Below are 16,688 nucleotides of genomic sequence, written 5' to 3' on the forward strand. Positions count from 1 at the left end.
TGCATCACCTCGGCGTTGTCGGCCATCTGCGGCACCCACTTGGGCGACACGAAGCTGGTGACCTCGATCTCGTTCAGGCCCGCGTCCTGCAGGCGATGCACGAGACCGATCTTCACTTCGGCGGAGACCGGCTGCTTTTCGTTCTGCAGGCCGTCGCGCGGGCCGACGTCGACGAGTTTGACTTTGGTGGGGAGTTTCATGGGATGTCTCTGGTGTCGCGGGCGGATGAAAAACCGCCTTCGATTGTCCGCCACATGCAGTTGCCCTGCCTGGTACACAAGTCCCGGAAGGTAGCAATGCGTGCCTGCGGGGTTGCAAATGGCGCCATCAGTACGACTTCGGCAGTCCCAGCGCCTTCTCGGCGATGAAGTTCAGGATCATCTGCGGGCTCACCGGCGCAATGCGCGGAATGTAGCTCTCGCGCAGCAGCCGCTCGACGTGGTATTCCTTCGCGTAGCCCATGCCGCCCAGCGTGAGCACCGCGTTCTGGCAGGCGTCGTGCGCGGCCTCGGCCGCGAGGTACTTGGCCGCGTTGGCGTCGGTGCCGCAGGGCTCGCCCGCGTCGTACAGGGTGGCGGCCTTGAGCATCATCAGGTCGGCTGCTTCCAGGTTGGCCCAGGCGCGCGCCAGCGGGTGCGCCACGCCCTGGTTCTGGCCGATGGGCCGGCCGAACACCACGCGCTCCTGCGCGTATTGCGATGCGATACGCAGTGCCGCGCGGCCGATGCCGATGGCCTCCGCCGCAATCAGGATGCGCTCCGGGTTCAGCCCGTGCAGGATGTATTCGAAGCCGCGCCCCTCCTCGCCGATGCGGTCTTCTTCCGGCACCTCGAGCCCGTCGATGAACAGCATGTTGGAATCGACCGCCGCGCGCCCGAGCTTGTGGATCTCTCGCACCTCGACCTTGCTGCGGTCCAGCGGCGTGTAGAACAGCGTGAGGCCCTGCGTGGGCTTCTTCACCTGGTCCAGCGGCGTGGTGCGCGTGAGGATCAGCATGCGGTCGGCCACCTGCGCGGTCGAGATCCAGATCTTGCGGCCGTGCAGCAGGTAGCTGCTATTCGGTTGGCGCACCGCCTGCGTCTTCAGGCGCGTGGTGTCGAGCCCCGCGTCGGGCTCGGTCACGGCGAAGCAGGCCTTCTCGGTGCCCGCGATCAGCGGCGGCAGGAAGCGCTGGCGCTGTTCCTCGCTGCCGAACACCACCACCGGGTTGAGCCCGAAGATGTTCATGTGCACCGACGACGCGCCCGACATGCCCGCGCCCGACGCGCTGATGGCACGCATCATCAGCGCCGCCTCGGTGATGCCGAGCCCCGCGCCGCCCTGCGCTTCGGGCATGGCGATGCCGAGCCAGCCGCTCTCGGCCACGGCGCGGTGGAACGCGTGCGGGAACACGGCGCGGTCGTCGTGGTCGCGCCAGTAGTCGGCGGGGAAGTCTTCGCACAGCCGTTCGATGGCCGCGACCAGCGAGCGCTGGTCTTCGTTCAGAGAGAAATTCATTCGCTGTCTTTCGTAGGGTCGGGTTGCAGCGTGACGCCGCGCGCAAGCAGCTGTTCGATGGCCTCGTCGCCGTAGCCGGCTTCGCGCAACAGCTCCACGCTCTGCTCACCGATGCGCGGCGTGGGCCGGCGGATGGCAGTGGGCGTGGCGCTGTAGCGCCCGACCGGCGCGAGGGTGCGGATGCGGCCCTCGCTCGGGTGGTCGAACTCGGGATAGAAGTCGACCGCGCGCAGGTGCGGGTCGCCGAGCAGGCTGTCGGTGCTGTGCAGGCGCGCGACGGGAATGTCGGCCGCATCGAGCGCGGCGAACCATGCGTCGCTGGTGCGCGTGGCCATCACTTCGGCGACGAAGGCGTACACCGCGCCGATGTTCGCGGCGCGCGCGGTGTGCGAGCCGAACATCGGCGAGTCGCGCAGCTCGGGCCGGCCGATCACGTCGAAGAAGGCCTGCCAGTGCTTGTCGTTGTAGATCAGCACGCTGAGGTGGCCGTCCGCCGTGGCGTAGGGCTTGCGGTGCGGCGCGAGCAGGCGCGCGTAGCCGGTGGTGCCCAGCGGCGGCTCGAAGCTGTGGCCGCCGAGATGGTCGCCCATGACGAACTGCGCGAGCGCCTCGAACATCGGCACCTCCACCGCCTGGCCCTTGCCGGTGCGCTGCGCGTGCAGCACCGCGGCAAGCAGCGCGATGGCCGCTTGCAGGCCCACGGCGCGGTCGGCCAGCGTGACGGGCGCATAGCGCGGATCGCCGCCGCTTTGCTGCGCGAACAGCGAGGCCACGCCCGCCGCGCCCTGGATGAGGTCGTCGTACGCGGGCTTGCCGGCGTAGGGCCCTTGCTCGCCGTAGCCGAACGCGCCGAGGTAGACGATCTTCGGGTTCGCCGCGGCCACCGCGTCGTAGCCGAGCCCGAGCCGCGCCATCGCCTGCGGGCGCGTGTTGTAGATCAGCGCGTCGCAGCTGGCCGCGAGCTTCAGGCAGGCCTCGCGGCCTTCGGGCTGCTTGAGGTCGAGCACGATCGAGCGCTTGTTGCGGTTGAGGTGCATCGCCATCGCGCCCATGCCCGCGTGGCGCATCGGGCCGACCGCGCGCAGGTTATCGCCGGCGGGCGGCTCGACCTTGATGACGTCCGCGCCGAGGTCGCCGAGTGTCTGCGTGGCATAGGGGCCCATCACCACGGCCGTGAGGTCGAGGATGCGGATGCCTTCGAGAGGTCCGGTGGTGTTCATGTCCTTGCTCCTTCCCTCTTGGGGGGAAGGCTGGGATGGGAGCGGGCAGAGCGCCCGATGGATGCGCCGCGCGCCCCCACCCCAACCCTCCCCCGGGAGGGGAGGGAGCAAGACATCCAGGGCGTCGGCACACGGAGGTCCTGCATCTGCATTGCGCCTTCCCCCTCCGGGGGAAGGCCGGGATGGGGGCAGGCAGAGCGCCTGATGGTGGCGCCGCGGGCCCCCAACGCTGCCCTCCCCCGGAAGGGCAGGGAGAAATACGGCGTGGTCATTCGGGTTGAATGCCGGCGGCCTGGATCAGCTTCTTCCACTTCGCCAGTTCCGATACCGTGAACGCGCCGAGTTCTTCCGGCGTACTGCCGAACGCATCGAAGCCCAGCTTGCTCACGCGCTCGCGGAACACCGCGCCATTGGCCATCTCCGACAGCGCCTTGTTGAGCTTGCGCACGATGTCCTTCGGCGTGCCGGCCGGCGCGAACACGCCGTTCCACGAGGTGATGTCGAAGCCCTTGAGCTCGGGCGTGTCGGCCAGCGGCGGCAGCTCCGGAAAGAGCTTGGTGCGCTCCTGCGTGGTCACCGCGATCGCGCGCATCTTGCCGGCCTTCACCGTGGCCAGGCCCGCGGCAAGGTCGACCACCATCATCGACACCTGCCCGCCAATCAGGTCGGCAATGGCCGGTGGCGTGCTCTTGTACGGCACATGCAGCATGGGCACGCCGCTCATGCGCGACAGCGTCGCGCCGCTCACGATGCCGGTGCTGTTGCCGCTCGCGTAGGTCAGCTTGCCCGGGTGCGCGCGGCCCCAGGCCAGCAGCTCGGCCACGTTCTTCACCGGCAGCTCGTTGTTCACCACCAGCATGAACGGCAGGTTGCCCATGCGGCTGACCGGCGCGAAGTCTTTCACCGGGTCGTAGGGCAGCGACTTCATCAGGCTCGGGTTGGCCGAGTGCGTGGTGTTGGTCGTCATGAACAGCGTGTAGCCGTCGGGCGGCGCCTTGGCCACCAGCTCGGCCGCGATCACGCCGTTGGCGCCCGCGCGGTTGTCCACGATGACCGAGGCCTTGAGCGCCTCGCCGAGCATCTGCCCGGTGATGCGCGCCACCGCGTCGGTGCCGCTGCCGGCCGCGAACGGCACGACGAGCTTGATCGGCAGCTTCGGGTAGGCGTCCTGCGCGAAGGCCCACGGCACGGCGCCCGCGAGGCCCGTGGCCGCGCCGATGGAAATGAAACGGCGGCGGTTCGCCACCACGACGGGGTGGCCCGTCGCGTTCCTGGTCGTCTTCATGCTTGCTTGTCTCCGGGGTTGTTGTCGGTGCAAAGCCGCGCCTGCGGACCGGGGTCCGCGGCGCTTCGGGTCAGGGCCGGATCACGCGTTCCGGCAGTTCCTCGTACGGCGGGCTGTAGATCACCAGCACGCGCACCGGCTCGTCGCTCACCACCGTGAAGGTGTGCATGGCGTCGGCCGGAAAAAAGCAGCTGTCGCCGGGGTGCAGCTCCTGGCGCTGGCCGTCCACCTCGGCGATCGCGCGGCCTTCGAGCATGTAGCAGACCTGCTCGATGCCCGGGTGCGCATGCGGCAGCGCGCCCTTGCCCTTCTGGATGTGGCCGACCAGCACCTCGAGCTGCTTCGCGCCCACCGTCTCGGGGCCGATCAGCCGCTTGTTCAGCGTGCCGGTGTGGTTGGCGGGGTGGTAGCCGGTGATCTCGTCCTCGCGGACGAAGTAGCGGGGCGCGGCGGCGGTCGTGGTCATCGGGGGCTTTCGGTCTTGGGTTCGATGGCGAGGCAGGCCGAACGCAGCATCGCGGCGACCTCCTCGATGCGGGGTTCCATGCGGTAGCGCGGGCCGGCCACCGAGATGGCGTAGGCCTCGCCGCCGATGCGCAGCGGCCAGGCCAGGCCGATCAGGTCGGGAATGCTTTCGCCGAGGTTGCCGTACCAGCCGCGCGCGGCGCCGCGCTGCAGCTCGGCCTCGATGGCCTCGGCGGTGGTGAGCGTGGCCTCGGTCAGCGGCGCGAGCGTCATGCCGTCGAGCAGCTTGCGGCGCGCCTCGGACGCCAGCGTGGACAGCAGCGCGCGGCCCAGCGAGTTGGCATACGCCGGGCGCGTTTCGCCCGACTCGGCGGAATAGCGGATGGCCTGCGGCGCGCTCAGCACCTCCAGGTACACCACCTGGCCCGCGTCGCGGAACTTGCCGAAGACCACCGTCTCGCGCGCCGCGTCGCGCAGCTCCTCGAGCGTGGCCTTCACCCGGTCGAGCACCGGGTCGTGGGCGGCGATGACCTGCGCCATCGCGAGCAGCCGGCCCGTCGGGTAGTAGCCCTGGCGGCGGCCGGTCTCGTACATGTAGCCCTGCTCCTCGAGCGTGCGGATCAGGCCCAGGCAGCTCGACACCGGCATGTCGAGCAGGCGCGCCATTTCGGACAGCGCCAGCGGTTGCTTCTCGCGAGCGAAGAGCTCGACGATCTCGATCACGCGAAACGCAGTTTTCACAGTCATGAAAAGATTTTCATACTTGTGAAAAACTATTGCCTCGGGGTTTCCCCTTCCCTGCCCCTCGGCGCTTCGCTTGGTGCCGCGCGCTGGCGGCACCCTTCGTCAGTAGCCGCGCGTCGGGTCGACCACGCCGGCCACCGGCAGGCCCTGCTCCATCGCGCGGATCTTCCCGGCGATCTGGCTGATCGACTCCTCGCGCAGCGTGCGCGCCGACGCGTGCGGCGTCACGGTGATCCTGGGGTGGCGCCAGAACGCGTGGTCGGCCGGCAGCGGCTCGACCTGGAACACGTCGAGCGTCGCGCCCGCGAGTTGGCCCGCGTCGAGCATCGGGATCAGGTCGTCTTCCACCAGGTGGCCGCCGCGCGCGATGCTGATCAGGTAGCCCTCGGGCTTGAGCTTGCCGAGCGTGTCGCGGTTGAGAATGCCGCGCGTCGCGTCGGTCAGCGGCAGCAGGTTCACGAGCACGCGCGTGGACGACAGGAACTCGTCGAACTGCGCTTCGCCGCTGAACACCTGCACGCCGTCGATGGCCTTCGGCGAGCGGCTCCAGCCCAGCACCGGAAACTCGAACTGCGCCACGGCCCTGGCCACGCGCTCGCCGAGCACGCCCAGGCCCATGATGCCGACCGGAAAGTCGCGCCGCAGCTTCGGCTTGCGGTAGCTCCACTTGCGCTGCTTCGCGTCGGCTTCGTAGACGTCGAACTCGCGGAAGTGGCGAATCAGCGTGTGGCACACGTACTCGGCCATCTGCACCGACATGCCCGCGTCGTCGAGGCGCACGATGCGCGTGTGCGCCGGCACCTTCAGCTTGAGCAACGCATCCACGCCCGCGCCGATGTTGAAGATGCCGCGCAGCGCGGGCTGCTCGTCGAGAAACTCCTGCGGCGGCGCCCACACCACGGCATGGTCGGCCTGCGGCGCGCCGGGCTTCCAGGCTTCGATGACGGCGTCGGGGAGTTCGGCCTGAAGGCCTTGGATCCAGGGGTCTGGGCGGTTGTCGGTGAGGTAGACGGTGATTCGCATGGGGACGAATCTTAGGCGGCGACGCCGCGGTGCACCGGGTCCCGCGCGAGTCGCCCTCGGCTTGTGCGGCCCGGGGCCATCTCCTATGCTCGAACGCTTACCTCAGGAGACCTGTCCATGATCAAAGTCAGCGTGATGTACCCCCACACCCCCGGCGCGCGTTTCGACCACGCGTACTACCGCGACAGGCACATGCCGATGCTGAAGGCGCGCATGGGCGACGCCTGCCTCTCGTACACCATCGACAGGGGCCTGGCCGGCGGCGCCCCGGGCTCCGACCCCACCTATGTCGGCATGTGCCACGTGTTCAGCGAATCGGTCGAGGCCTTCCAGAAGGCGTTCGGGCCGCACATGAAGGAGATCATGGGCGACGTGAAGAACTACACCGACATCGCGCCGGTGATGCAGATCAGCGAAGTGGTGGTGGGCTGACGCCTCGTCAGTGCATCAGCGCGCCAGCGCCACCCACCGCTGAACCGAGGGCCGCTGCCACTGCCGCGTCGCATATGCAGCCAGCCGCTGCGGCACGGCATCCCCGTTCAGCACCAGCCGGTTCAACATCAGCGCCAGGTCGACATCGGCAATCGACCATTCACCGAACAGGTTCTGCGCATCCACCGGCAGCATCGCCTCGACCGCATCGAACAGCGACCGGGCCGACACCTGCGCCGCCGCGGACAGCGGCACGCTCGACGGGCCGAAGAACACGACCTCGGTGGAGCGCTCCTGCCGGATCGGCATCAGGTCGCTGCGCAGCCAGGCTTGCAGTTGCCGCGCGCGGGCCTTGGCGCGTGGCTCCGCCGGATAGAGCGGCGCGCCCGGAAACACCTCGTCGATGTACTCGGTGATGGCGGACGACTCCGACAGCGCGAAGTCGCCATGCACCAGCGTCGGCACGCGCTGCGTCAGGGAGAGCTGCGAGAAACCGGCGCCCCGGTGTTCGAGTGCCGCCAGGTCGACGGGCAGCATGTCGAAGGCCAGCTGCTTTTCATGCAAGGCCACGAACACCGACATGGCGTAAGGGCTCGCGAACTGGGCGTCGACGTAAAGGCGGATCGGGTCCTGCATCAAGAATGGCTCCTCTGTGGGGAAAAGGACCCGGTCGCGGCCCTCACGCGATCTTAGAACCACCCTGGCGGCGGCGGCGCCACAGCACCCGCACCAGCCACCCCATCGGCAGCACCACCAGCAGCAGCCACGGCAACACCGCCGCCACGAAAGTAATGAGCGAGCCCACGCTCTGCGCCAGCACCGAGCCCGCGTTGCGCAGCGCATGCCCCATCGGGCTGTAGCCGCCGCCGCTGCTCACCAGGGCGCGCTTGGGCGTGAACTGGATCTGGATGTGCTGCTTGCCGGTCTGCTGCGCCAGCACCTTGCGCTGCGTGGCGCTGGCGTCGAGCTCGGCCTGGGTGTCCGACAGCGTGCGCTGGATGGCCAGCAGGTCGGCCATGGTGCGCTTGGTGACGGTGTCGCGCAGCATGACGCGCAGGCTGTCGCGGAACTCGGTGCGATTCCTGATGCGGGCCTCGACGTCGATCACCTCGGCGGTCTTGTCCTCGCTGGTGGTGGTGTGCGAGACCACGTTCGCCACGCCGGCCAGGCCGCCGAGCAGCTTGTCGACATCGGCCGGTTCCACGCGCACTTCGAGCATGGCGTTGCCCGGCTGCTGCGGCGTCTCGCGCAGCAGCGACGACGACAGCAGCTCGCACTTCAGCGTGCCGCACAGGTCGCGCACCTTGCCCCAGGCATCGGCCAGTTGCTCGGACGGCACCTCGACGTTCAGGTCCTGCCGCACCGCCAGGAAGCGCTGCAGCGGCGTGTCCTGCCCGCCCTGGGCCTGGTCCGCGGACGCCTGCTCGGCCGACCGCATGCGCTGCTCCTTGCGGGCCATGCCGCCGGCATAGCTGGCCGCGGCCTGCATGGGCGCCGGTGCCGAAGACGGCGCCGGCTCGGCGAGCGTGGCGGTCTCGTCCTGGGTGCGGTTGCAGCCGGCGAGCGACAGGGCGGCCGCCAGGGCCAGCAGGACGATGCCCGAGCGGTGGCGGGCAGACAGGAAACGGGGCGCGGACGCGGGGCGAGGCGTGCAAGACAGCATGCGATAGGTCATGGGATTTCCCTTGAGTGATGACTACCGCAGCTGATACGGGCGGGCGCCCGCAACGGGGTTAACTTTTTTTCAGGCGGCAGCGGCACTCATTCGCAACAGCTCCTCGCCTTCGGCCACCTGCTCGCCCGGCGCGAACATCAGCTCGTCGACCGTGCCGTCGGCCGGTGCGGCGATGGTGTGCTCCATCTTCATGGCCTCCATCACCGCCAGCGGCTGGCCGCGGCTGACCTTGTCGCCGGCCTTGACCGCGAAGGACACGACCTTGCCGGGCATCGGCGCGGTGAGCCGGCCGCCTTCAGCCTGGGTGTCGCCGGCGTGGACCAGGCGGTCGATGGCGGTGATCTTCGTCGCGCCCTTCGACGCGAAGACGTGCGCCGTGGCGCCGTCGAGGTGCACGTCCAGCGTCTGGCGCGTGCCGGCGAACTCCACCTCGAACTCGCCGGTCGGGAACTGGCCGACCACCAGCGGCCCCTGGGCGCCGCCGGCTTCGAGCCACAGGCTGCCGTCGCGCCTGTAGCTCAGCAGGGCGACCTGCTCGGCGCCGCGGAACTCGAAGTCGAAGCGGCGCAGGTATTCGCCGTGCGAACGCCAGCCGTCGCGGCGCTCGAACGGGTCGGGCGCGCCCACCGGGCGCTCGGTGACCAGCGTGCGCGTGATGGCCGCGGCCGCGGCCAACGGCAGGCCCAGCGTCTCGCGCTCGAACAGCACGGCGCGCTCGCGCTCGATCAGCGCGGTGTCCAGGTTGGCCTTCGCGAACGACTCGGTCGCCAGGATGCCGCGCAGGAACTGCACGTTGGTCTGCACGCCCACGATCTGCACCTGTGCCAGCGCGGCGTCGAGCCGGGCCAGCGCTTCTTCGCGCGTGGTGCCGTGCACGATGAGCTTGGCGATCATCGAGTCGTAGAACGGCGAGATCTCGCCGCCCTCGCGCACGCCGTCGTCGATGCGCACGCGGCTGCGCTGGAATGCGGTGGCCTGCGGCTTGCGGTACACGCGCAAGGTGCCGGTGGCGGGCAGGAAGTTGTTGTCGGGGTTCTCGGCGCAGATGCGTGCCTCGATGGCATGGCCGTGGATCTGCAGGTCGGCCTGCTTCGCGGGCAGCGCTTCGCCCGAAGCCACGCGCAGCTGCCACTCGACCAGGTCCTGGCCGGTGATGGCTTCGGTCACAGGGTGCTCGACCTGCAGGCGCGTGTTCATCTCCATGAAGAAGAAGTTCATCTCGCCGCCTTCGCGCTGCTCGACGATGAATTCCACCGTGCCCGCGCCCACGTAGTTCACGGCACGCGCGGCGGACACGGCGGCATCGCCCATCTGCTTGCGCATCGCCTCGGTCATGCCGGGCGCGGGCGCTTCTTCGAGCACCTTCTGGTGGCGGCGCTGCACCGAGCAGTCGCGCTCGAACAGATACACGTAGTTGCCTTGCGTGTCGCCGAACACCTGGATCTCGATGTGGCGCGGGCGTTGCACGTACTTCTCGATCAGCACCGCGTCGTCGCCGAAGCTGTTGATGGCCTCGCGCTGGCAGGAGGCCAGCGCGGCGGCGAAGTCCTCGGCCTTGTCGACCGCGCGCATGCCCTTGCCGCCGCCGCCGGCGCTGGCCTTGATGAGCACCGGGTAGCCGATGCGGTCGGCCTCGCGCTGCAGCAGCTGCGGGTCCTGGTCGTGGCCGTGGTAGCCGGGCACCAGCGGCACGCCGGCCTTCTCCATCAGCTGCTTCGACTCGGCCTTCAGGCCCATCGCCTTGATGGCCGAGGGCGGCGGGCCGATGAAGACCAGGCCGGCGTCGGCGCAGGCCTGCGCGAACTCTTCGTTCTCGCTCAGGAAGCCGTAGCCCGGGTGCACGGCCTCCGCGCCCGTGGCCTTGGCGGCTTCGAGGATCTTTTCCCAGCGCAGGTAGCTGTCCTTCGGCGCGCTGCCGCCGATGTGCACCGACTCGTCGCAGGCGCGCACATGGTTGGCGTGCGCGTCGGCATCGGAGTACACGGCAACCGTGCGGATGGCCATGCGGCGCGCGGTGGCTGCAACGCGGCAAGCGATTTCGCCGCGGTTGGCGATCAGGATCTTCTTAAACATTCGGAGTGTCTCCCGGAGGATTCTTTTTCAGTTGAAACGCGGGCACCACGCCCGGATCGGGTCGGCCGCTGAAGATGCGGGCAACGCGGGCGAACAGCGCCTTGAGGAAACGCCAGCTCTTGCGGATGAGCCACACGCTCAGCACAAGCACCAGCACGAACAGCACGAGAAAGACGAAGGGGTGCGCCACCGCCAGCCACAGCCCCGCGGGCACCATGGTGTCCTCGACCAGCGAGGCGCCCACGTTGGAGAACGGCTCGGGCGAGGTGTTGATGGCCGCGCGCGTGGTGGCCTTGGCCGCATGCGCCGTGGCCGCGAAGCCGCCGCCCACCAGCGCCGCGACGAGCGCCATCACGCCATGGTCGGCGCCGAACACGCTGGCCGCGAGCGCCGCGCCCGCGGGAATGCGGATGGCCGTGTGCACCACGTCCCACAGCGAGTCGAGCCCGGGAATCTTGTCGGCGAAGAACTCGACGAACACCATGAAGCCGCTGGCCGCGATGACCACCGGATGCGCCAGCAGCTGCAGCCCGCTGGGCAACGGCACCCAGCCGAAGTAGCCGACCACGCCGGTCAGCAGCACGACCAGGTACAGCCGCACGCCGCTGGCCCAGCCGATGGCGGCGGCCAGCGCGAGCAGTTGGGGCATGTCGAGGCTGGTGTTCATGGCGGGGCCTCAGTCGAATTCGATGGTGCCGGCTTCCATGGAAGCCACGAGGTCCGTGAGCCATGCGTCGAACGACGCGTGTTCCACGGGGCGGTCTTCGTCGGCTTTCCAGAACGCAATCAGTTGCCCGGGCTGGCCGCCGCCTTCGGCATCGATGTCGACGCACAGGTGGCTGCCGCCGCCGTTCGACAGAAAGGGCACCCAGCCGCGCCGCCAGGTGGCGGGGTCTTCGAAGTCGGTGCCGATCATCTCGTCGAGCATCCCCTTGGTGTCGGCGATGTCCTCGAGCGCGCTGAACATGCGGTTGTCCTGCAGGCTGTCGAAGGCGCTGTTCGGCTGGCCGTCGCGCCAGCGGTAGAGCGCGCGAAAGGCTTCGGGCAGCTTCAGCGAGAACCTGGCCTCGAACGCGTCGAGCGCGGCGTCGTCCACGCCGGGCCGCAGCAGCGCGCGGTAGTCCGCGCGGTGCGCGGCCAGCCACGCGTCCATGCGCTGGATGGGTTCGATGAGTGCGCCGTGCGACATGCCGCTCAGCCCTTGTTCGCTTCCAGCCACGACGGCTTGCGCTTCTGCAGGAAGGCCTGCACGCCTTCGCGGCCCTCGTCGCTGGCGCGGATGTCGGCGATGCCTTCGACCGTCTTCGCGATCAGCGCATCGTCGATCTCCTGGCCGGCCACATCGGCAATCAGCTGCTTGCAGGCGCGCACGGCGGCCGGGCTCGCGCCGGTCAGCGCCTTCACGAGTTCGTCGACCTTGGCGTCGAGCGCGCCGGCCGCGACCACCTCGTGCACGAAACCGATGCGGTGCGCCTCGACGGCGGTGAAGCGCTCGGCCGTGACGAAGTAGCGCTGCGACGCGCGCGTGCCCATTGCGCGCAGCACGTACGGGCTGATGGTCGCGGGCACCAGGCCGATCTTCACTTCGCTCAGGCAGTACCAGGCCGTATCGACGCTCACGGCCATGTCGCAGGCCGCAACCAGCCCCATGCCGCCCGCGTACACGTCGCCCTGCACGCGCGCGATGGTGGGCTTGGGGCACTCGGCGATGGTGCGCAGCATGGCGGCCAGCTTGCCCGCGTCGGCGATGTTCTCGTCGCGCGTGTAGTCGGCCATGCGGCGCATCCAGTTGAGGTTGGCGCCGGCGCAGAAAGCCGGGCCGTTCGCGCCGAGCACCACGGCTTTCACCTGCGCGGCGGCGCCGGCTTCGGTGAAGGCCCGCGTCAGCTCGGCGATGACGATGTCGTCGAAGGCGTTGCGGGCGTCGGGCTGGTCGAGCCAGATGCGGGCGATGGCGCCGTCGAAGCTCAGTTGCAGTTTGGTGTAGTCGCTCATGTCTGTTGTCTTGTCGTCATTGCAGGTGCTGGGGCAGGCCCAGCTTCGCGAGGAACCGGTCCACCATGGGCACCCAGCTCGCAACGTTGGCGCGGCCTTCGAAGAAGGCGTGGCCGTCGTTGCCGTAGGGCGGCACGCCCTCGAAGCGCACATCGACGCCCTGGGCCTTGTAGGCCGCCAGCAGCCGGCCCGCCAACGCGGGGCCGAAGAAGTGGTCGTTCTCCGAATAGACCCACAGCATCGGCACCCTGGTGGTCGAGGCATAGCGGCCGAAGGCATCGACCAGCTTCGCCTCGTTGCACACGTCGTCGGGCCCGCGCGAGCCGCGCCCGCCGGCAAAGTTGATGGTGCCGACCACGCCGGCCGGGTTCAGGCTGGAGAGCGCCAGCACCCCGAAGCCGCCGGCCGACTTTCCCAGCAGCACCATGTGCTGCGCGTCGGCGTACGGCAGCGTGCGCGCGTAGTCGAGCGCGGCGCCGATGTCCTTCGCGCTCTCCAGGCCGGCCTGCACGTAGTCGGGGTTGGCGCAGCTGAAGTAGTTCTCGGCCCACGGCCCGTCGGACTTGCCGTAGCCGCGGCGCATCGGGTTGATGACCACGAAGCCGCGCTTAGCGAACATCTCGGCTTGCCGCTCGTAGCGGTCCTGCATCTTGGGGAACTCGGCGGGCGAGCGCGGCGTGCCGTGGTTGATCACCAGCACCGGAAACGGCCCGTCGCCCTCGGGCCTGTATTCGGTGGCCGCGAGCTTGATGCGCGACTCGCCGAAGAAGCCCTTGACCGTCATCGGGATCTCGACGTCGCGGCGCGCCACGGCCTGCGCCTGCGCCTGCCCACCGAGCGCGCAGCAGAGCAGTGCGGCAATGAACGTGAATGTGCGCAGCGTCATGACGGGTCCCTGGCCGGCTCTTACATGCGGAAGATGCCGAACTTCGGCTCGGGGATCGGCGCGTTGCGCGCGGCCGCCAGGCCCAGCGCAAGCACGCGGCGCGTGTCGGCCGGATCGATGATGCCGTCGTCCCAGATGCGCGCGGTGGCGTAGTAGGGGTGGCCCTGGTCTTCGTACTGCTGGCGGATCGGCGCCTTGAAGGCTTCTTCCTCCTCCTTGCTCCAGCTGCCGCCCTTGAGCTCGATGCCGTCGCGCTTCACGGTGGCCAGCACGCTCGCGGCCTGCTCGCCACCCATGACGCTGATGCGCGCGTTGGGCCACATCCACAGGAAGCGCGGGCTGTAGGCGCGCCCGCACATGCCGTAGTTGCCGGCGCCGAAGCTGCCGCCGATGATGATGGTGAACTTGGGCACGTTGGCGGTGGCCACGGCCGTCACCATCTTGGCGCCATGGCGCGCGATGCCTTCGTTCTCGTACTTGCGCCCCACCATGAAGCCGGTGATGTTCTGCAGGAACACCAGCGGAATCTTGCGCTGGCAGCACAGCTCGATGAAGTGCGCGCCCTTCTGCGCCGACTCGCTGAACAGGATGCCGTTGTTGGCGACGATGCCCACGGGCATGCCCTCGATCTCGGCGAAGCCGCAGACCAGCGTGGCGCCGAAGCGCGCCTTGAACTCGTGGAACTCGCTGCCGTCGACGATGCGCGCAATGATCTCGCGCACGTCGAAGGGCTTGCGCGTGTCGGTCGGGATCACGCCGTAGAGCTCTTCGCGCGGGAACGCTGGCTCGCGCACCGCGGCCTTGGCGCCGCCTTCTGCGGCGGTCTTCGCATTGAGGTTCGCCACCGCCGAGCGCGCGAGCGCCAGTGCGTGCAGGTCGTTCTGCGCGAGGTGGTCGACCACGCCCGACAGGCGCGTGTGCACGTCGCCGCCGCCGAGGTCCTCGGCCGTCACGACCTCGCCCGTGGCCGCCTTCACGAGCGGGGGGCCGCCCAGGAAGATGGTGCCCTGGTTCTTCACGATGATCGACTCGTCGCTCATCGCCGGCACGTAGGCGCCGCCGGCCGTGCACGAGCCCATGACCACCGCGATCTGCGGGATGCCCTGGGCGCTCATGTTGGCCTGGTTGTAGAAGATGCGGCCGAAGTGGTCGCGGTCGGGAAACACCTCGTCCTGGTTCGGCAGGTTGGCGCCGCCCGAGTCGACCAGGTAGATGCAGGGCAGGCGGTTCTGCTCGGCGATCTCCTGCGCGCGCAGGTGCTTCTTGACGGTCAGCGGGTAGTAGGTGCCGCCCTTCACCGTCGCGTCGTTGCACACGATCATGCAGTCGACGCCATTCACGCGGCCGATGCCCGCGATGAGGCCCGCGCCCGGCGCCGACTCGGCCCCCTTGGCGTCGAGGTACATCGCATGCGCGGCCAGCGGCGCGATTTCGAGGAAGGGCGTGCCCGGGTCGAGCAGCTCGGCCACGCGGTCGCGCGGCAGCAGCTTGCCGCGCGCGGTGTGCTTGGCGCGCGCGGCCTCGCCGCCGCCCTGCTCCACTTTGGCGAATTGCTTGTGCAGGTCGTCGACCAGCGCGCGCATGGCGGTGGCATTGGCCTGGAAGTCGGCCGAACGGGCGTTGAGTTTGGTTTCGAGTTGGCTCATGCTGTCTTTTCCTGGCGGAGGCCGAGTTGTTCGGTCATCGCGTCACGGATCTTGAATTTCTGGATCTTGCCGGTCACGGTCATCGGGAATTCGGTGACGAACTGGATGTACTTCGGCACCTTGTAGTGCGCGATCTGGCCCTTGCAGAAGCTGCGGATCTCCTCGTCGGTGGCGCTCTGGCCGGGCTTGACGATGATCCACGCGCACAGCTCTTCGCCGTACTTCTTGTCGGGCAGGCCGACCACCTGCACGTCCTGCACCTTGGGGTGGCGGTACAGGAACTCCTCGATCTCGCGCGGGTAGATGTTCTCGCCGCCGCGGATCACCAGGTCCTTGATGCGCCCGACGATGTTGACGTAGCCCTCGGCGTCCATCGTGGCCAGGTCGCCCGTGTGCATCCAGTGCTCGGGGTCGATGGCCTCGCGCGTGCGCGGCTCGTCGTCCCAGTAGCCGTGCATGACCGAGTAGCCGCGCGTGCACAGTTCGCCCGACTGGCCCGGCGGCATGACGGCGCCGGTCTCGGGGTCGACGATCTTCACCTCCAGGTGCGGCTGCACGGTGCCCACGGTGGACACGCGGCGGTCCAGCGGCGTGTCGGTGCTGCTCTGGCAGCTCACGGGGCTGGTCTCGGTCATGCCGTAGGCGATGGTGATCTCGCCCAGGTGCATCTCGCTGACCACGCGCTTCATCACCTCGATGGGGCACGGCGAGCCGGCCATGATGCCGGTGCGCAGCGTCGACAGGTCGAACTCCTTGAAGCGCGGATGGTCGAGCTCGGCAATAAACATGGTGGGCACGCCGTGCAGGCCGGTGCACTGCTCGGCCTGCACCGTTTCCAGCACGGTGAGCGCATCGAAGCCGTCGTTCGGGTACACGATGGTCGAGCCGTGCGTGAGGCAGGCCAGGTTGCCCAGCACCATGCCGAAGCAGTGGTACAGCGGCACCGGAATGCACAGCCGGTCGGCCGGCGAGAGCTTCATGCACTCGCCGATGAAGAACCCGTTGTTCAGGATGTTGCGGTGCGTGAGCGTCGCGCCTTTCGGAAAGCCCGTGGTGCCGCTGGTGAACTGGATGTTGATCGGATCGGTGGCCTTCAGCGTCTTCTGGATCCGCGCGATGCGCGAATCGTTGGCGTCACCGCTTGCGAGCAGTTGCGAGAAGCGCTGCATGCCGGCCTGCTCGGCGCCTTCGCCGGGCTTGTCGATCCAGAAGGTGTGCAGCAGCTGCGGCAGGCGTGCCGGGCCCAGCTCGCGCAGCATGCCGAGGTAGTCGCTGGTCTTGAACTGCGCCATCGTCACCAGCGCCTTGCAGCCGACCTTGTTGAGCGCGTACTCGAGCTCGGAGGTGCGGTAGGCGGGGTTGATGTTGACGAGGATCAGGCCGACCTTGGCGGTGGCGATCTGCATCAGCACCCACGGCACGTTGTTGTGCGACCAGATGCCCACGCGGTCGCCAGGCTGCAGGCCGAGGTTCAGCAGCGCGCTGGCGAGCTTGCTGGATTCGGTCTGCAGCGCGCGGTAGGTGTAGCGCTGGCCTTCGTGGCGGCTGACGAGCGCCTCGCGCTCGGGCTGCTTCGCGACCATGTCGTCGAAGAAGTCGCCGATGGGTTGTTCGATGAGGGGGACGTCGGTGGCGCCCTTGTTGTAGCTCTCGGTCAACGAAGCGGTCATGTTCATTTCCTTGTCTCCTTGTCTGGCTCCTTCCCTTTCGGGGGAAGGTCGGGATGGGGGCAAGCGGCGCTGGTTCG

The 16,688-nt window shown here is 68.8% G+C and carries 16 protein-coding genes and 1 pseudogene; 1 reads left to right on the plus strand and 16 read right to left on the minus strand.

Annotated elements, in window-relative coordinates:
* The 7 genes and pseudogenes from BM004_RS38070 to BM004_RS38100 all read right to left on the minus strand — a co-directional run.
* Window positions 1-200: pseudogene (locus tag BM004_RS38070) on the minus strand (hydroxymethylglutaryl-CoA lyase); the annotation flags it as partial.
* A gap of 127 nt (window positions 201-327) precedes the next feature.
* Window positions 328-1,497 carry an acyl-CoA dehydrogenase family protein gene (locus tag BM004_RS38075; RefSeq protein ID WP_093221746.1) on the minus strand — a complete coding sequence of 390 codons (1,170 nt, stop codon included), beginning with the start codon at window positions 1,495-1,497 and terminating at the stop codon, window positions 328-330.
* Window positions 1,494-2,717 carry a CaiB/BaiF CoA transferase family protein gene (locus tag BM004_RS38080; protein WP_093221748.1) on the minus strand — a complete coding sequence of 408 codons (1,224 nt, stop codon included), beginning with the start codon at window positions 2,715-2,717 and terminating at the stop codon, window positions 1,494-1,496. Before BM004_RS38080 ends, BM004_RS38075 begins: the two co-directional genes overlap by 4 nt.
* Before the next feature lie 268 nt (window positions 2,718-2,985).
* Entirely contained in the window at window positions 2,986-4,002 is a 1,017-nt protein-coding gene (locus BM004_RS38085; RefSeq protein WP_093221751.1) for a Bug family tripartite tricarboxylate transporter substrate binding protein, read from the minus strand.
* Window positions 4,003-4,072: 70 nt separating this feature from the next.
* Window positions 4,073-4,468, minus strand: a complete 396-nt coding sequence (locus BM004_RS38090; RefSeq protein ID WP_093221753.1) for a cupin domain-containing protein — start codon at window positions 4,466-4,468, stop codon at window positions 4,073-4,075.
* Complete coding sequence (locus tag BM004_RS38095; RefSeq protein WP_093130536.1) at window positions 4,465-5,214, minus strand: IclR family transcriptional regulator; 750 nt, start codon at window positions 5,212-5,214, stop codon at window positions 4,465-4,467. The genes BM004_RS38090 and BM004_RS38095 overlap by 4 nt, the downstream gene beginning before the upstream one ends.
* A 99-nt stretch (window positions 5,215-5,313) precedes the next feature.
* Window positions 5,314-6,234, minus strand: a complete 921-nt coding sequence (locus BM004_RS38100; protein WP_093221756.1) for a 2-hydroxyacid dehydrogenase — start codon at window positions 6,232-6,234, stop codon at window positions 5,314-5,316.
* Window positions 6,235-6,351: 117 nt separating this feature from the next.
* On the opposite strand from BM004_RS38100, the gene BM004_RS38105 reads away from it, so the two are divergent.
* Window positions 6,352-6,666, plus strand: a complete 315-nt coding sequence (locus BM004_RS38105; RefSeq protein ID WP_093221758.1) for an EthD family reductase — start codon at window positions 6,352-6,354, stop codon at window positions 6,664-6,666.
* Window positions 6,667-6,681: 15 nt separating this feature from the next.
* Here the strand turns inward: BM004_RS38105 and yfcF are convergent, their stop codons facing one another.
* From yfcF to BM004_RS38150, 9 genes are all read right to left on the minus strand, one after another.
* On the minus strand, window positions 6,682-7,302 hold the full coding sequence (gene yfcF / locus BM004_RS38110; protein WP_093221761.1) for a glutathione transferase: 621 nt from the start codon (window positions 7,300-7,302) through the stop codon (window positions 6,682-6,684).
* Between the two features lie 43 nt (window positions 7,303-7,345).
* Window positions 7,346-8,341 (minus strand): DUF4349 domain-containing protein, encoded by a 996-nt coding sequence (locus tag BM004_RS38115; RefSeq protein ID WP_256220263.1) that lies wholly within the window; start codon window positions 8,339-8,341, stop codon window positions 7,346-7,348.
* 69 nt (window positions 8,342-8,410) lie between these two features.
* Window positions 8,411-10,414 (minus strand): acetyl-CoA carboxylase biotin carboxylase subunit, encoded by a 2,004-nt coding sequence (locus BM004_RS38120; protein WP_093130541.1) that lies wholly within the window; start codon window positions 10,412-10,414, stop codon window positions 8,411-8,413.
* Window positions 10,407-11,081 (minus strand): DUF4126 domain-containing protein, encoded by a 675-nt coding sequence (locus tag BM004_RS38125; RefSeq protein WP_093130542.1) that lies wholly within the window; start codon window positions 11,079-11,081, stop codon window positions 10,407-10,409. Before BM004_RS38125 ends, BM004_RS38120 begins: the two co-directional genes overlap by 8 nt.
* A gap of 9 nt (window positions 11,082-11,090) precedes the next feature.
* Window positions 11,091-11,603: an SMI1/KNR4 family protein gene (locus BM004_RS38130; protein WP_093221764.1), complete on the minus strand. Its 513-nt coding sequence runs from the start codon at window positions 11,601-11,603 to the stop codon at window positions 11,091-11,093.
* A 5-nt stretch (window positions 11,604-11,608) separates the two neighbouring features.
* On the minus strand, window positions 11,609-12,409 hold the full coding sequence (locus tag BM004_RS38135) for an enoyl-CoA hydratase/isomerase family protein (protein WP_093221766.1): 801 nt from the start codon (window positions 12,407-12,409) through the stop codon (window positions 11,609-11,611).
* A 16-nt stretch (window positions 12,410-12,425) separates the two neighbouring features.
* On the minus strand, window positions 12,426-13,295 hold the full coding sequence (locus BM004_RS38140; RefSeq protein ID WP_093221769.1) for an alpha/beta hydrolase family protein: 870 nt from the start codon (window positions 13,293-13,295) through the stop codon (window positions 12,426-12,428).
* Window positions 13,296-13,315: 20 nt separating this feature from the next.
* Entirely contained in the window at window positions 13,316-14,941 is a 1,626-nt protein-coding gene (locus tag BM004_RS38145) for a carboxyl transferase domain-containing protein (RefSeq protein ID WP_093221771.1), read from the minus strand.
* Entirely contained in the window at window positions 14,938-16,617 is a 1,680-nt protein-coding gene (locus BM004_RS38150; RefSeq protein ID WP_093221774.1) for an AMP-binding protein, read from the minus strand. The genes BM004_RS38145 and BM004_RS38150 overlap by 4 nt, the downstream gene beginning before the upstream one ends.
* Between the last annotated feature and the right edge of the window lie 71 nt (window positions 16,618-16,688).

The sequence above is a fragment of the Variovorax sp. OK212 genome (assembly GCF_900112425.1).
Classification (GTDB): domain Bacteria; phylum Pseudomonadota; class Gammaproteobacteria; order Burkholderiales; family Burkholderiaceae_C; genus Variovorax.

Excerpts from the sequence above, each read along its gene's own strand:
- BM004_RS38135 (WP_093221766.1), bottom strand. The coding sequence starts at position 12,409 with ATGAGCGACTACACCAAACTGCAACTGAGCTTCGACGGCGCCATCGCC.
- BM004_RS38085 (WP_093221751.1), bottom strand. The coding sequence starts at position 4,002 with ATGAAGACGACCAGGAACGCGACGGGCCACCCCGTCGTGGTGGCGAAC.
- BM004_RS38075 (WP_093221746.1), bottom strand. The coding sequence starts at position 1,497 with ATGAATTTCTCTCTGAACGAAGACCAGCGCTCGCTGGTCGCGGCCATC.
- yfcF (WP_093221761.1), bottom strand. The coding sequence starts at position 7,302 with ATGCAGGACCCGATCCGCCTTTACGTCGACGCCCAGTTCGCGAGCCCT.
- BM004_RS38145 (WP_093221771.1), bottom strand. The coding sequence starts at position 14,941 with ATGAGCCAACTCGAAACCAAACTCAACGCCCGTTCGGCCGACTTCCAG.
- BM004_RS38115 (WP_256220263.1), bottom strand. The coding sequence starts at position 8,341 with ATGACCTATCGCATGCTGTCTTGCACGCCTCGCCCCGCGTCCGCGCCC.
- BM004_RS38080 (WP_093221748.1), bottom strand. The coding sequence starts at position 2,717 with ATGAACACCACCGGACCTCTCGAAGGCATCCGCATCCTCGACCTCACG.
- BM004_RS38130 (WP_093221764.1), bottom strand. The coding sequence starts at position 11,603 with ATGTCGCACGGCGCACTCATCGAACCCATCCAGCGCATGGACGCGTGG.
- BM004_RS38105 (WP_093221758.1), top strand. The coding sequence starts at position 6,352 with ATGATCAAAGTCAGCGTGATGTACCCCCACACCCCCGGCGCGCGTTTC.
- BM004_RS38140 (WP_093221769.1), bottom strand. The coding sequence starts at position 13,295 with ATGACGCTGCGCACATTCACGTTCATTGCCGCACTGCTCTGCTGCGCG.
- BM004_RS38090 (WP_093221753.1), bottom strand. The coding sequence starts at position 4,468 with ATGACCACGACCGCCGCCGCGCCCCGCTACTTCGTCCGCGAGGACGAG.
- BM004_RS38150 (WP_093221774.1), bottom strand. The coding sequence starts at position 16,617 with ATGAACATGACCGCTTCGTTGACCGAGAGCTACAACAAGGGCGCCACC.
- BM004_RS38095 (WP_093130536.1), bottom strand. The coding sequence starts at position 5,214 with ATGACTGTGAAAACTGCGTTTCGCGTGATCGAGATCGTCGAGCTCTTC.
- BM004_RS38100 (WP_093221756.1), bottom strand. The coding sequence starts at position 6,234 with ATGCGAATCACCGTCTACCTCACCGACAACCGCCCAGACCCCTGGATC.
- BM004_RS38125 (WP_093130542.1), bottom strand. The coding sequence starts at position 11,081 with ATGAACACCAGCCTCGACATGCCCCAACTGCTCGCGCTGGCCGCCGCC.
- BM004_RS38120 (WP_093130541.1), bottom strand. The coding sequence starts at position 10,414 with ATGTTTAAGAAGATCCTGATCGCCAACCGCGGCGAAATCGCTTGCCGC.